The following is a 13,779-nucleotide window of genomic DNA, read 5'->3' as shown; positions in this document are numbered from 1 at the left end:
GATTGTATCCTTGTTCGCGACTGCGGGGCTCGCAAACCCGGCTCACTCCTCGCGCTCACGGTGCCGTCACCGCGAGCCGGCGGAACACCATCGCGGACTGGAAGCCGCCGAACCCGCTGCCCACCGAGAGCGCCACGTCCACCGGCACCTCGCGGGCCTCGTTCGGCACGTAGTCCAGGTCGCACTCCGGGTCGCGGGTGGTCCAGTTGGCGGTGGGCGGAACGACGCCGTACTCGATGGCCATGGCGCAGGCGGCCATCTCGATCGAGCCGATCGCGCCGAGCGAGTGCCCCACCATCGACTTGATCGAGCTGATCGGCACCCGGTACGCGGCCGGGCCGAGCGCCCGCTTGAACGCGGCGGTCTCGTGCCTGTCGTTCTGCCGGGTGCCGGAGCCGTGCGCGCTGACGTACGACACGGCCGACGGGGCGAGCCGGGCCTGGCGCAGCGCGTCGGTGATGGCGACCGCCATCTCCGCGCCGTCCGGGCGCAGGCCGGTCATGTGGAAGCCGTTGCTGCGGCTGGCGTAGCCGGCCACCTCGCAGTAGACGTGCGCGCCCCGGCGGCGGGCGTGTCCGGCCTCCTCCAGCACCAGCACGGCCGCGCCCTCGGCCAGCACGAAGCCGTGCCGGTCGGCGTCGAACGGCCGGGACGCGTGCTCCGGGTCGTCGTTGTCCGGGCTGGTCGCGCCGATCGCGTCGAACGAGGCCACGGTGACCGGGGAGATCGGCGAGTCGGCCGCGCCGGCCAGCACGATGTCGGCCTCGCCGTCGGCGACGAGCTGGTGGGCGTACCCGATCGCGTCGATGCCGGAGGTGCACCCGGTGGAGACCACCTGGGCCGGGCCGTGCAGGCCGTGCCGGCAGGCCACGTCCGCGGCCAGGCTGCTGGGCACCAGCGCCTGGTAGAGGTACGGCCCGCCGAGCGCGTGGTCGACCAGCCAGTGCCGGCCGGAGTCGCTGACCCGGACGTACTCCTGCTCCAGCGCCATGGTCCCGCCGACGGCGGTGCCGAGCACCACGCCGGCCCGCTCCCGCTCGGCGTCGGTGAGCGTCAGCCCGCTGTCCGCGAGCGCCTCGGCGGAGCAGGCGAGCGCGAACTGCACGTACCGGTCGGCGCGTTGCCGCTCGGCGAGCGTGATGCCGGCCGCGTCGGGGTCGAAGTCGCACTCGGCGGCGATCTGCGAGCGGAACGGCGACGGGTCGAAGAAGCTGATCCGCCGGGTGGCCGTCCGCCCCTCGGTGATGGTCTTCCAGAACCGGTCCCGGGTGGCGCCGCCGGGGGCCACCACGCCGACGCCGGTGACCACGGTGCGCCGGCCGGTCACGACGGCTCCCGTGGCGGTGGGGCGGCGCTCTCGGTGTCGACGTGCCCGAGTTCCGGGCGGGGCGCGAGCGGACCGAGGTGGAAGACCACCTCGGCCGGCTCGTCGCCGGTGTTGCGCAGCCGGTGCCGGACGTCCTTCGGCACGTACAGCGCCTCCCCGGCGGCCACCGGGACCGGCTGGTCGTCCAGGTCGACGGTGATCGCGCCGCGCGCCACGTAGAGGAACTCCTCGCTGTACGGGTGGTAGTGCTCGGCGATCCGCTCCCCCGGCGCGAGCGCGGCCACCCCCATGAACCCGGAAGTGCTGCCGACGGTCTTCGGGCCGAGCAGCACCCGCAGCTCACCGCCGCGCCGCCGGTCGGCGGGGACGTCGTGGACGGAGACCCGGGCGGTGGTGGTGTCGGTCATCGCGCGCCTCCCGCGTACGCCCGCTCGATCCTGTCCTTGATCACGGCGAGCTGGATCGCGCTGTTGGTGTTGATCCGCGCGGTCATGCCGGCGTTGTCGACCGGCGCGGTGGGCTTCATGGCGAAGTCCTGCGTCCAGGTCATCCGGGTGCCGCCGGGGATCTCCTCGTAGCGCCAGTGGATGCGCATGTACTCGAACGGACCGGTCTCCACCCGCCGGGCGTGCACCTCGCGGGTGGCCGGGTCGGCGGTGCGTTCGCTGACCCAGCTCCACGCCACGCCGTTCTCGTCCGGGTGCATGGTGAGCCGGAAGCGGACCGTGTCGCCGTCGCGGTGCAGGATCTCGGCCACCGCGTACTCGGTGAACAGCTCGGTCCACCGGGCCACGTCGTTGGTGATGTCCCAGACCAGCGGCAGCGGCGCGCGGATGTCCACCGCGTTCGCGGTGTGCCCCGGTGGGTCCGCGCGGCCGGCCACCAGGTCGGCGACGCCGGCGATGCTGAGTTCGCCGGCCTGCTCGGGGATCTTCACCCGCCACCGGTCGGCCACCACCGCGGCGAGTTCGAGCAGCGCCAGCGAGTCCATGCCCAGCTCCTCCAGGCTCGCCGCCGGGGTGGTGGCGGCAACGTCGGGGTCCAGGCCGCAGTGGGTCACCAGGATGTCGGTGATCTCGCTGGCGAGCGGTCGGTCGGGGGCGACGGTCATGGGTTCCTCCAGGTGGTGGTCGGGGCGGTGGCGGGAACGGCGGGAACGGGGGTACGGCCGGTCGGGTCGGTTCCGGCGCGCGGGTCGGGCCCGGCGGCATGGTCGGCGTGGTCGGTGTCGGTGCCGGCGTCGCCCGGGGTGAGCAGGCGCTCGACCAGCGCGGTGGTGTGCCGGGCGGCCCGGAACGCCGGGTCGCGCAGCACCCGCCGGGCGAACGGGATGGTGGTCCGCACGCCGGGTCCGGCCACGTCGAACTCGGCCAGCGCGCGGTCGAGCCGGTCCAGCGCGGCGACCCGGTCCGGCGCCCAGACCACCACCTTGGCCAGCAGCGAGTCGTAGTGCGGGCTGACCAGGTAGCCGGCGTAGCCGTGCGTGTCGACCCGGGTGAACGGGCCGCCGGGCGGGCGGAACCGCTCCAGCCGGCCGGGGGCGGGCGCGAAGTCGCGGTCCGGGTCCTCCACGTTGACCCGGCACTCGATCGCCACCCCGCGCAGCCGCACGTCGGACTGCCGCAGCCGCAGCGGCGTGCCGGCGGCCACGTGCAACTGCTCCTGCACCAGGTCGACGCCGGTGACCATCTCGGTGACCGGGTGCTCCACCTGGATCCGGCAGTTGATCTCCAGGAAGTGCGCGCGTTCCGCGTCGTCCACCAGGAACTCGACGGTGCCGGCGCCGGTGAAGCCGACCGACAGCGCGCCGCGCAGCGCGACCTCGGCGAGCGTGTCCAGGGTGGCCGGCCGCAGCGCGGGCGCCGGCGCCTCCTCGACGAGCTTCTGGTGCCGGCGCTGCACCGAGCAGTCCCGGGTGCCCAGGTGCACGCCGTTGCCGTGGTTGTCGCAGAGCACCTGCACCTCGACGTGGCGGGCGTCGGCGAGGTAGCGCTCGACGTACACCCGGTCGTCGCCGAAGGCGACCTGCGCGGCGGCGCGGGTTCGGGCGTACGCCCGGGGCAGCTCGGCGGCGGAGCGCACCACGGTCATGCCGCGTCCGCCGCCGCCGGCCGCGGCCTTCACGATCACCGGGTAGCCGACCTCGGCGGCCACCGCCTGCGCCTCGGCGACGGTCGGCAGCGTCCGCACGCTGCCCGGCGGCAGCGGCAGGCCGGCCCGGCTCATCAGCGCGCGGGCGGTGGACTTGTCCGCCAGCGCGGCCATCACCTGCGGCGGCGGACCGACGAAGACCAGCCCGTTCTCCGCGCAGATCTCGGCGAAGTCGGCGTCCTCGGAGAGGAAGCCGTAACCGGGGTGGACGGCCTGCGCGCCGGTCTGTCGGGCCGCCTCGACGATCGCCGCGGCGTTGAGGTAGCTGCGACGGCTGGCCGCCGGCCCGATCCGGACCGCCTCGTCGGCCAGCCGCACCGGCAGCGAGTCGGCGTCCGCGCTGGAGTGCGCCACCACCGTGCGGACGCCCAGCTCCCGGCAGGCCCGCAGCACCCGTAGCGCGATCTCGCCGCGGTTGGCGATCAGCACCTTGTCGAACATCAGGCGTCCTGACCGGGGTCGGGGTCGAGGACGATCAGCGGCTGGTCGTACTCGACCGGCTTGCCGTCGGGGACGAGCACCTCGACCACCCGGCCGGCCTGACCGGCGGTCACCTCGTTCATCAGCTTCATCGCCTCCACGATGCCGATCACCTGACCCGGCCGGACCAGGTCGCCGACCGCGACGAACGGCGCCGCGCCGGGCTCGGGGGCGCGGTAGAACGTGCCCACCACGGGCGCCCGCACGGTCGTCCGGTCGGCATCGGGCGTCACCTGCGCGACGGGCCGCGACACCGGCTCACCGGCCGGTTCCCCGCCGGTACGCGGCGTCGGCGGCACGGGGTCGTGCCACTCCACCTCCAGCGCCGCGTCGCCGCTGCGCAGCCGTACCCGGCGGACCGGCCCGGCCAGGTCGTCGACGAGTTTGCGGGCCTGCCGGCGCAGCCCGTCCAGCACCTGCTCGGCCCCGGCGTCCGCCATCACGCCACCTCCGGCCGGTCGTCGACGGCGGCGCGACGCGGCGGCGTCGTGGCGCGGGCCGACGGGGACACGGATCGCGCCGCGCCGAAGCGGCGGAACCGCTGCCGACGGCGGCGTACCAGCGTGGCCGGCGGCACCGTGAGCAGCGGGGCCAGGTTCGCCGCGACCGCCCGGCGCAGCAGGTCGGCGGCGCCCGCCGGGTCGCCGTGCGCGGCCGGGTACGGCTCCGGCACCAGTTCGTCGACCACGCCGAGCCGGCACAGGTCGGCGCCGGTGAGCCGCAGCGCCCGGGCGGCCTGTGGGGCGGCGGCGCTGTCCGGCCAGAGGATCGCGGCGCAGCCCTCGGGGCTGATCACCGAGTAGACGGCGTGCTCCAGCATGAGCACCCGGTCGGCGACGGCGAGGGCCAGCGCGCCGCCGCTGCCACCCTCACCGGTGACCACCGCGACGACCGGGGTGGGCAGCACGCTCAGCGCGAGGATGTTCTCCGCGATCGCCGCGGCCTGACCCTGCTGCTCGGCGGCCACCCCCGGGTCCGCGCCGGGCGTGTCCACGAGCGTCACCACGGGCAGCCGCAGCCGGGCCGCGAGGCGCATCAGCCGCAGCGCCTTGCGGTGCCCGGCCGGACTGGCCATGCCGAAGTTCCGGGCCACCAGCTCGGCGGTGGTGTGTCCCTTCTGGTGGCCGATCACCATCACCGGCCGGCCGTCGAGCCGGGCGACGCCGCCGACGACCGCCGGACAGTCCGCGCCCAGCCGGTCGCCGTGCAGCTCGACGAAGCCGTCGAACGCGGTCTCCAGGTAGTCGAGCGTGGTCGGCCGGCCGGGGTGCCGGGCGGTGCGTACCGTCTCCCAGGGGTCGCGGGCCGGCCGGGCGACGGCGGGCGCCCCGGCGGCGGCCGGTCGCGGTGCCGGCGGGGTGGGCCGGCGGGCGGCCCCGGCGGCGGCGAGCAACGCGGCCAGCCGCCCCCGCAGCGCGTGCCGGGGCACCACCATGTCGACCTGCCCGTGCCGGAGCAGGTACTCCGCGGTCTGGAAACCCTCGGGCAGCACGGCGCCGGTGACCTGGCGGATCACCCGGGGGCCGGCGAAGCCCAGCCGGGCGCCGCTCTCCGCGAGCACCACGTCGGTGTTGGTGGCGAACGACGCGGCCACCCCGCCGTACGTGGGATCGGTGACCACGCTGACGGTCAGCAGGCCCGCCTCGCGCAGCCCGGCGAGGGCCTGGCTGACGGTGGCCATCTGCATCAGCGACAGCGCGCCCTCCTGCATCCGCGCCCCGCCGGACGCGGTGACCAGCACCAGCGGGACGCCGTCGGCGAGCGCCCGCTCGGCGGTCCGGGTGATCAGCTCACCGACCGCGCAGCCGAGGCTGCCGCCGAGGAAGCGGAAGTCCATCACGGCCAGCGCCACCGGATGCCCGCCCAGCCGCGCGGTGCCGCAGAGCACGGCCTCGTCCAGGCCGGTGCCGGCGCGGGCCGCGCCGAGCCGGTGCGGGTACGGCAGCGCGTCGACGAAGTCGATCGGGTCGACCCGGACCGCCCGGTCCGGCAGCGGGACGAACGAGTCCGGGTCGACGAGCTGCGCCACCCGGTCCGGGGCGTCCAGCCGCGTGTGCGTGCCACACTCCGGGCAGACGTCCAGGTTCCGGCGCAGCCGCTTGCGGTAGAGCAGCGAGGCGCAACCGTCGCAGCGGGACCAGAGCTGCTCGTCGCGGGGCGCGGTGGTGGTCACGGCCGCCGCCCGGCGTCGTACCGGTAGAAGCAGTGCGCCATGGCGTCGCGGGGCGAACGCCAGGTCGGCAGGTACGGCGAGATGTACGGCCGCAGCCGCTCGCTGATCCGGACGAACTCGGGATGTCCGCGGGCGTCCTCCACCGCGCTGTGCGCCGGCGTCTCCGTCTCCAGCAGGTGCACGTAGAGGTCGTGCAGCCGGTAGAGGGACCGGTGCCGCACGCCGACCAGGCCGGGCAGGTCGGTCGCGTCGGACTCGGCGAAGATCTCGGCGACCCGGTCCTCGGCGGTGGGCACCACCTTCGCGACGATGAGCGAGCGGTCCATGCGCGGCCTCCCTGCGTGGGTCCGGTGCGCGGCGGACCGGTCACGCCGCACGGATGGCCCACGGTGCCGCCCGGGCCGTCAACCGGGCGTCAACCGGGCTCGATAGGACCGCAAAAATGGTGACGCTGCGTTGACGCAACCTGTGCGTCAGCTATGCGAAGATCACCTGAGGCTCGTCCATTGACGACACTTATTCGCAGATCACGGGGCACTTACGAATACGTTACGGAGGGTCAACGAAGTCATCGGCCGTTGACTCAGAGTAACAGACGTTGATATTCTCGGTTCTGGTCGACCCGGCCACGGCACACGTCCGGCGACCGCGGCGGAGGCGTTCCGACAACGGCGTCGCGGGCGGAAAGATCCGGGCAGACAGGACGGTCGGGACTCAGGTTCCGGTGCTGGGGGGTGCGCCGTGTCCGGTGGATCGAGGATGCCGACGGCGGGGGATCCCGCCCCCCGCGTGGCGCTGCACCTGCTCGGCGGTTTCCAACTGCTGCACGACGGCGTGCCGGTGGTGGTGCCCCGCGGCCTGCAACGGGTCATCGCCCTGATCGGGCTGCGTCCGGCCGCGACCCGTAGCCACCTCGCCGGGCTGCTCTGGCCCGAGACCCCCGAGGAGCGGGCGCTCTCGTCGCTGCGTACCGCGCTGTGGCGGCTCCGCCAGGACCCGTGCTGCCCGCTACGCACCGACGGTGACACGGTCCGCCTCGGCCCCACCGTCCACCTCGACGTGGACGAGCTGGTCAAGGCCGCCGCCCGGGTCCGCGACGGCATGACGCCCCGCGGCGCCGCCGGCACCGGCCGGCACGACCTGCTCCCCGGCTGGTACGACGACTGGGTGCTGCTGGAACGCGAACGGCTGCGCCAGCTACGCCTGCACATGCTGGAGGAACTCGCCGGCAACCACCTCGCCGCCGGCCGGCACGGCGAGGCGCTCGAGGCGGCGCTGGAGGCGCTGGCCGCCGAGCCGCTGCGCGAGACCCCGCACCGCCTGGTCGTCCGCATCCACCTGGCCGAGGGCAACGCGTTCGAGGCCGTGCACGCGTTCTACGTCTACCGGGACCTGCTCCTGCGCGAGCTGCGCCTGGAACCCTCCCCGGCCATGACCGCGCTGCTCGACGACACACTCGCCCCGATCCGCCGGGCCAGCCGGCCGGATCCGCCGCAGCGGCCTGCCGGTCGGCCCGCCAACGCCGCGCCGCGCGGCCCGGCGCCGCACCCGCGCGGCGCGGCGTCGCCACCCCCATCAATGCCGAGGGGTACGCCGTGACGGCGAGGTGACACCCGCCCCGGCATCGTGGGACCCGCGACCGCCGCCGTCCGGCCGGTGGTCGACGCGGCAGCAGCGCGGCGGAAGGGGTCTGCGATGAGTCGACTGTTGGTGGTCAGCCGGATCGTGCCCGGGTCGCAGGGCCGGGTGGCCCAGATCTTCGCCGAGTCCGACGCGACCGAGCTGCCCCGGCTCACCGGGATCCGGCACCGGTCGCTGTACTACCTCCACGACCTGTGCGTCCATCTGATGGAGACCGTCGACGTCGCCCCGGACCCGACCGCCGACCTGCGCGAACACCCGCTCTACCAGCGCGTCAACGAACGGCTGTCCGCGCACACCTCGCCGTACCTGCCGACCTGGCACTCGCCCCGCGACGCCGTGGCAGGTTGTTTCTACAGCTGGGACACCGCCGACGCCCCCATGCCCGACCGGATCCGCTGACCGGACCGGGCCACGGACGAGGCACCCCGGGACCGCGCACGGCACCAGGTCCCGGGGTGCCTCCCGCACCCACGGTCATCCTCCGGCCACCGGCCGGCAGGATCGGTCCCACCGTCGGCACCCAGCGCCGACCTGCCTGTCGTGCCGCGCGCACGTGTGCAAAGCTGCCCCGAGCTTTCTCGCGACCGTCGTGCACGTACATACAAGGAGGTTGGCCATGCCGTCGAGCTTCGGGCAGTGGCTGCTCGTGATCCTGGCCCTGCTCATCGGACTTGGCGTCGGCTGGGTGGTGAGCGGCCGTCGGGCCGGCGCCGGCGCGGCCACGCCCACCGTGGACGGTGCCGCCGGCCCGGCCACGGTGACCGCCACCGTCGACGAGGCGCAGCCGGCCGCCGTGGTCGACGAGACGCCGGTCCCCGCCGCGGTGACCGACCAGCCCGCCCCGGCCGACACGGACGCCCCCGCCACCCACGCCGCCGACGCCTCCGCCGACGGCGCGACCGGCGAGCCCGAGCCGGTCGTGGTCACCGCCGCCGGTTCCGCCGACGAGCCGGTGACCGCCTCGGTCACCTCCGCCTCGGTCACCTCCGACTCGGTCACCTCCGACTCGGTCACCTCCGACTCGGTCACCTCCGGCTCGGTCACCTCCGACTCGGTCACCTCCGACTCGGGGTCCACCGACTCGCTGCGGGCCGACTCGACGGAGCCGGCGACGACGGCCGACGAACCGCTGACGGTGACGCCGTCCGACGCCGCCGAGCCGGCCCGCGGCGAGGCGACCCCGGAACCGGCCGGAACCGCTTCGGCACTCACCGAGCCGACGCCCGCCGCCGCCGAGACCGAGCGCACCGAGGCCGAGACCGGACCGGAGCTGGAGCCCGTAGCCGCTTCTCCCGCGCCCGAGCCCGTCACCGCCACTCCGGCGCCCGTCGGCGCGACCGGGCCCGAGACGGTCGCCACCACGGGCGTGCCCGTGACCGCGCCCGAGACCGAGGCCGCGCCCGTCACCGCCGCGCCCGTCACCGCCTCGCCCGTCACCGCCGCAGCCGAGCCGGAGCCCGCTAACGAGCCGGCGCCCGTGGCCGACGAGCCGGCGGTCGTGCCGGTCGTGCCGATGCCGCGGACCTCGGTCGAGAACGACGCGCCGCCGCAGGCCGACACCGCGGCGCCGGACGACTTCCGCCGCATCCAGGGCATCGGGCCGAAGCTGGCCGCCGCCCTCCAGGACGCCGGCATCCGCACCTACCGTCAGCTGGCCGGGCTGGACGAGGCCGCGCTGCGCGAGACCGTGAAGGCCGCCGGTCTGCGTGGCGCCCCCGGCCTGGCGACCTGGCCCCAGCAGGCGAAGGTGCTGGCCGGTGCCCGCGCCGAGGCCGACAAGGTGCTGCCGGCCAGCGCCGAGTAGTCCGTACCCCGTTCCGGGCCGGTGGTGACCGATCGTCGCCACCGGCCCGACGCGTGTACCCACCGCGGCGCCGGCGCCCGGGGCCCGGGCCGACACCGCCGGCCCAGGGCGACCGCCCCGGACCGGCCCGACCCGCCACCTGCCCGCCGGGTCGACGCGCCCCGTCGGAGTGGGCGCACGGGCTCGACGGAGCGCGCGGGCCCTGCCGGAATGCCGGAAATCTGACGAACGGCGACGCGTCTCGCTACGGTCTGTGCAGGGGCGGGACGGCCGACACCGAGCCCGCCACCGCAGGAGCAACTCGTGCCCACCCGGACGCCGGAGCCCGCCGGCCGGCCACCACCGGTCCGCGATCCCGAGGCGTCCCGCCGGGTGACGCTGCTGGAACTCTTCTTCGATCTGGTCTACGTGGTGGCGCTCGCGCTGATCTCGCGGTACCTGGTCGGCGGCGTCGGCTGGGAGCGGGCCGCCGAGTCGTTGATCATGTTGATGGCGATCTGGTGGACGTGGGCGATCACCAGCCTGGTCACCGACCTCTACGATCCGCAGCGCGGGGAGATCAAGCTGCTGGTGGTGGCCGTGATGTTCGGCGTGCTGCTGATGACCACCGCCATTCCGGAGGCGTTCGGCGCCCGGGGGCTGGTCTTCGCCGGCACGTACGTGGCGATCCATCTCGGACGCGGCCTGTTCCTCATGCCGGCGGTCCGCCGGCACCCGCAGACCCGCCGCCGGGCCATCCGGCTCCTCGTCTGGTTCGGGGTGTCGGCGGTGCCCTGGCTGATCGGCGCGGTCGCGGCGCACGGCACCGCCCGGACGTGGTTCTGGGCCTCGGCCCTGGCTGTCGACTACCTCGGGTTCCGGCTGGCCTATCCGGTGCCCGGTCTGGGCGCCGTGCCGGACGACCAGCGCAACGTGACCGCCGAGCACCTCTCCGAGCGCTACCAGCAGTTCTTCATCATCGCGTTGGGCGACGCGGTGCTGGTCTCCGGCACCGTGTTCAGCCTGCACCACTCCGAGGTGGAGAACATCGCTGCGTTCGCCACCGCGTTCGTCACCACGCTGCTGCTCTGGCGCGTCTACGTGCACCGCTCCGGTGAGCTGCTGCCGGAGGCCATCGCCCGGTCGAGTCAACCGAGCCGGTTCCTCACCACCGCCCCGTACACCCATCTGTTGATGGTGGCCGGGGTGGTGACCACCGCGGCCGGCTTCGACCTGGTGCTCCTGGAGCCGACCGGACGTACGCCGCCGGCCTGGTTGGCGGTCATCCTCGGCGGACCGGCGCTGTTCCTGACCGGTCGGGCCGCCTTCGAGTACGAGGTGTTCAGCCGGGTGTCGCTGTCCCGCCCCGGCGGTGTCCTGACGCTGCTCTGCATCGCGCCGGCACTGCTGTTCCTCGCGCCGGTGTACGCCGCCGTCGGCGCCATGCTGGTGCTGGCCGGGGTGGCCGTGGCCGACCACCGGCGCAGCCGGGGCCGCCCGCCGGAGGAGCCGGTGCCGCCGCACTGAGTTCCCGGCCGGTAATCGGAATCGGCCGTACCGGGGCCGACACGCCGTTTGGCGGATCACCCGCGCGGGGTACATGCCCTCCACCTCGAACTCACCACAACCCCGTGGAGGCAACTGATGCGCGGCACCTCGATAGTCGGCGTCCTGGTCGTCATCTGGCTCATCATCGGCGCGATCGCCGCCGGGCAGCGCGGCTACTACGGCAACGACGACACCAACTGCGCGGAGGCGGGCACGATCCTGGTCACCATCGTCGCCGGCCCGCTGAACTACATCGGCGCCAACCCGAAGATCGACTGCAAGCTTCCGGAGCCGTCCAAGTAGGTCCGCCGCCCGCCGTACCCGCACTCCCCCGGCCCGCGCCCGCCCAGCGAGCGCGGGCCGGTCTGTGCCCCGGGCGGCGTCCCTCACCCCCGCCAAGCCATCCTAGGAGGCTGGGCTTTCGGTGCGGGGCGTGAGAGGGGCTCCCCTCTCGACCGGAGGCGTTAACCGGGGGCCCCTCCTTCAACCTCAACCGCCGACGTGGATGCCGGGGCGGCGGGTGGGGTCGGGCTCGGACTTGCGGATGATCTCGCGCACCACCGGCGGCGTGTCGCCGCGCCCCAGGATCAGGTAGCGCAGCAGGTGGGCGATCGGGTTCCCCTCCGACCACTCGAAGTGGCAGTGCGGGCGGACCCCGGTGGCGTCGCGCAGCGCGAGCAGGATCGCCGCGATCGCGTTCGGCGCGGCCGGGCTGCGGGCCCGCAGGATCCGGTACCCGCCGATCTCCACCCCGTACACCCGCAGCACCTGGCTGAACTGCGACGGGTCGCTGACGTCGATCTCCAGGAAGAGCACGTCGGCGGCGCCCGGAACCGGGTTCATCGACCGCTGCGCCCGCTCCTTGACCCGGTACTCCTTCACCGACCCGCTCTGCCGTTTGTTGGCGATGACGTGCAGCCGCCCGTCCCGGGCGACCGACTCGTCGACGAACCGGCGGGCCGGGCCGTCGAACTCGATCCGCTCGGCGCGCAGCTCGGTGGTCCGGGTGACCCGGGAGATCAACGAGACCGCGACGATCCCGGCGATGAAGAAGCCGGAGATGGTGATGCCGTCCGGCTTCGCCACCACGTTCTCCGCGAGCGCGTACAGCAGCACGGCGGTGAGCAGCGCGAACCCGGCCGCGGCGCGCCGGTGCCGGGCCCGCGCCGCCGAGATGGTCACCGCGATCGCGCCGGAGACCATCATGGCCAGGATGCCGGTGGCGTACGCGCCGGCCTGGGCGTTGACGTCGGCGGAGAAGGCGACCGTGATGGCGACGCTGATCGCGGTGTAGACCAGCACCACCGGGCGGACCGCCCGTCCCCACTCCGGCGCCATCCCGTACGACGGCAGGTAGCGGGGCACGATGTTGATCAACCCGGCCATCGCCGAGGCGCCCGCGAACCAGAGGATGAGCACGCTGCTGATGTCGTAGACGGTGCCGAACGCCTCGCCGAGGCGCTCGTGGGCGAGGAACGCCAGCGCCCGCCCGTTCGCCGCCCCACCGGGGGCGAACGCCTCCGGCGGGATCAGCACCGTGGTGACGAACGTGGTGGCGACCAGGTAGACCGACATGATCAGCGCGGCGGTGGTGAGCAGCCGACGGGTGCTGCGGATCCGGGCGGCGAGCCGGCGCTCCGGGTCGGCGCCGTCGCCGCGGACCAGCGGCATCATGCTCACCCCGGTCTCGAACCCGGAGAGCCCCAGCACCAGCAACGGGAACGCGAGCACGCTGGTGGCCAGCACGTCGCCGGCGCCGCCGACCCGGGTCAGCCGGCCGGTCCAGTCGGTGAGCAGCCCGGGGTCCGCGGCCACCCCGGCGAGCCCGGCGACCACCACCACCGCGTTCAACGCCAGGAAGACCGCCACCAGCGGAATGGCGACCTGCACGGCCTCGCTGAACCCGAGCAGGAAGACACCGCCGAGCACCAGCAGCAGCGCCACCGTCACCAGCACCGCGGCGGTGGTGCCGTGCGGGAACGACGCGGGCAGCACCGGGTTCTCCAGCAGGTGCACGCTGGCGTCGGCGGCGGAGAGCGTGATCGTGATGATCCAGGAGGTGGCCACGAAGCCGAGCAGCACCAGCACGAAGAGCTTGCCGCGCCAGAACGGCAGCAACCGCTCCAGCATGGCCACCGAGCCCTGCCCGTGCGGGCTCTCCCGGGCCACCCGCCGGTACATCGGCAGCATGCCCAGCAGCGTCAGCGCCACGATGAGCAGCGTGGCCAGCGGGCTCAGCGCGCCGGCCGCGACCGCGGCGATGCCGGGCAGGTAGGACAGGGTGGAGAAGTAGTCGACGCCGGTCAGGCACATCACCTGCCACCACGGGTGGGCCCGCGCCTGGTGCTCCCCGACCTCCGGGCCGACCGGCTCGACCCGGTGCTGGAACAGCCAACGGTGCAGCCGGTCGGCCGGGGCCGCCGGACGGGCCGGCGCGGCCACCCGCTCCGGCAGCGTGCCCGGGGCGCGGGTGGCCCGGTCGCCGGGCTCGGCGTACCGGCCGGCCCGGGCCGCGGCGGCGGCGTGCGCCTCGCGGCGGCGGTCCCGCGTACGCCGGGGCTGCTCCCCGTCCCGTGCCTGCGCCATGCCCCGACGGTAGGCGGTACCCGGGTCGCGCCCCGGCGGAATGCCGGATCGGGGGAACGGACGAACCGGACGGCGTCCCCGCGTCCC

General features: G+C 74.7%; 12 protein-coding genes and 1 pseudogene. 5 read left to right on the top strand and 8 right to left on the bottom strand.

Going from position 1 to position 13,779, the window contains the following annotated elements; genetic code table 11:
- Positions 1-55: 55 nt before the first annotated feature.
- The 7 genes from ACZ6O5_RS02650 to ACZ6O5_RS02620 are packed head-to-tail and all read right to left on the bottom strand — an operon-like array spanning position 56 to position 6,457.
- Positions 56-1,327: a beta-ketoacyl-[acyl-carrier-protein] synthase family protein gene (locus tag ACZ6O5_RS02650; protein ID WP_465974153.1), complete on the bottom strand. Its 1,272-nt coding sequence runs from the start codon at positions 1,325-1,327 to the stop codon at positions 56-58.
- Positions 1,324-1,734: a cupin domain-containing protein gene (locus ACZ6O5_RS02645; RefSeq protein ID WP_107160343.1), complete on the bottom strand. Its 411-nt coding sequence runs from the start codon at positions 1,732-1,734 to the stop codon at positions 1,324-1,326. Before ACZ6O5_RS02645 ends, ACZ6O5_RS02650 begins: the two co-directional genes overlap by 4 nt.
- Positions 1,731-2,438 (bottom strand): SRPBCC family protein, encoded by a 708-nt coding sequence (locus ACZ6O5_RS02640; protein WP_465974152.1) that lies wholly within the window; start codon positions 2,436-2,438, stop codon positions 1,731-1,733. The genes ACZ6O5_RS02645 and ACZ6O5_RS02640 overlap by 4 nt, the downstream gene beginning before the upstream one ends.
- A complete protein-coding gene (locus ACZ6O5_RS02635; protein WP_465974151.1) occupies positions 2,435-3,919 on the bottom strand; it encodes an acetyl-CoA carboxylase biotin carboxylase subunit in 1,485 nt (494 codons plus the stop codon). The genes ACZ6O5_RS02640 and ACZ6O5_RS02635 overlap by 4 nt, the downstream gene beginning before the upstream one ends.
- Positions 3,919-4,473: an acetyl-CoA carboxylase biotin carboxyl carrier protein gene (accB, locus tag ACZ6O5_RS02630; protein WP_465974325.1), complete on the bottom strand. Its 555-nt coding sequence runs from the start codon at positions 4,471-4,473 to the stop codon at positions 3,919-3,921. Before accB ends, ACZ6O5_RS02635 begins: the two co-directional genes overlap by 1 nt.
- Positions 4,398-6,131, bottom strand: a complete 1,734-nt coding sequence (locus tag ACZ6O5_RS02625; RefSeq protein WP_465974150.1) for an acetyl-CoA carboxylase carboxyltransferase subunit alpha — start codon at positions 6,129-6,131, stop codon at positions 4,398-4,400. Before ACZ6O5_RS02625 ends, accB begins: the two co-directional genes overlap by 76 nt.
- Entirely contained in the window at positions 6,128-6,457 is a 330-nt protein-coding gene (locus ACZ6O5_RS02620; protein ID WP_425786557.1) for a TcmI family type II polyketide cyclase, read from the bottom strand. Before ACZ6O5_RS02620 ends, ACZ6O5_RS02625 begins: the two co-directional genes overlap by 4 nt.
- 433 nt (positions 6,458-6,890) lie before the next feature.
- On the opposite strand from ACZ6O5_RS02620, the gene ACZ6O5_RS02615 reads away from it, so the two are divergent.
- From ACZ6O5_RS02615 to ACZ6O5_RS02595, 5 genes and pseudogenes are all read left to right on the top strand, one after another.
- Entirely contained in the window at positions 6,891-7,730 is an 840-nt protein-coding gene (locus ACZ6O5_RS02615) for an AfsR/SARP family transcriptional regulator (RefSeq protein WP_465974149.1), read from the top strand.
- A 96-nt stretch (positions 7,731-7,826) separates the two neighbouring features.
- Entirely contained in the window at positions 7,827-8,174 is a 348-nt protein-coding gene (locus ACZ6O5_RS02610; protein WP_357297193.1) for a TcmI family type II polyketide cyclase, read from the top strand.
- A gap of 919 nt (positions 8,175-9,093) precedes the next feature.
- Positions 9,094-9,579 (top strand): annotated as a pseudogene (locus tag ACZ6O5_RS02605) (helix-hairpin-helix domain-containing protein); the annotation flags it as partial.
- 303 nt (positions 9,580-9,882) lie between these two features.
- Complete coding sequence (locus ACZ6O5_RS02600; RefSeq protein WP_465974148.1) at positions 9,883-11,085, top strand: low temperature requirement protein A; 1,203 nt, start codon at positions 9,883-9,885, stop codon at positions 11,083-11,085.
- Positions 11,086-11,202: 117 nt separating this feature from the next.
- A complete protein-coding gene (locus ACZ6O5_RS02595; protein WP_091574126.1) occupies positions 11,203-11,409 on the top strand; it encodes a hypothetical protein in 207 nt (68 codons plus the stop codon).
- 186 nt (positions 11,410-11,595) lie between these two features.
- Here the strand turns inward: ACZ6O5_RS02595 and ACZ6O5_RS02590 are convergent, their stop codons facing one another.
- On the bottom strand, positions 11,596-13,692 hold the full coding sequence (locus ACZ6O5_RS02590; RefSeq protein ID WP_465974147.1) for an APC family permease: 2,097 nt from the start codon (positions 13,690-13,692) through the stop codon (positions 11,596-11,598).
- Positions 13,693-13,779 lie beyond the last annotated feature (87 nt).

The organism is Micromonospora sp. NPDC049201 (assembly GCF_055586805.1).
The sequence above is the reverse complement of the archived record's forward strand: the minus strand, read 5'-3'. Positions and strand labels throughout refer to the sequence as shown.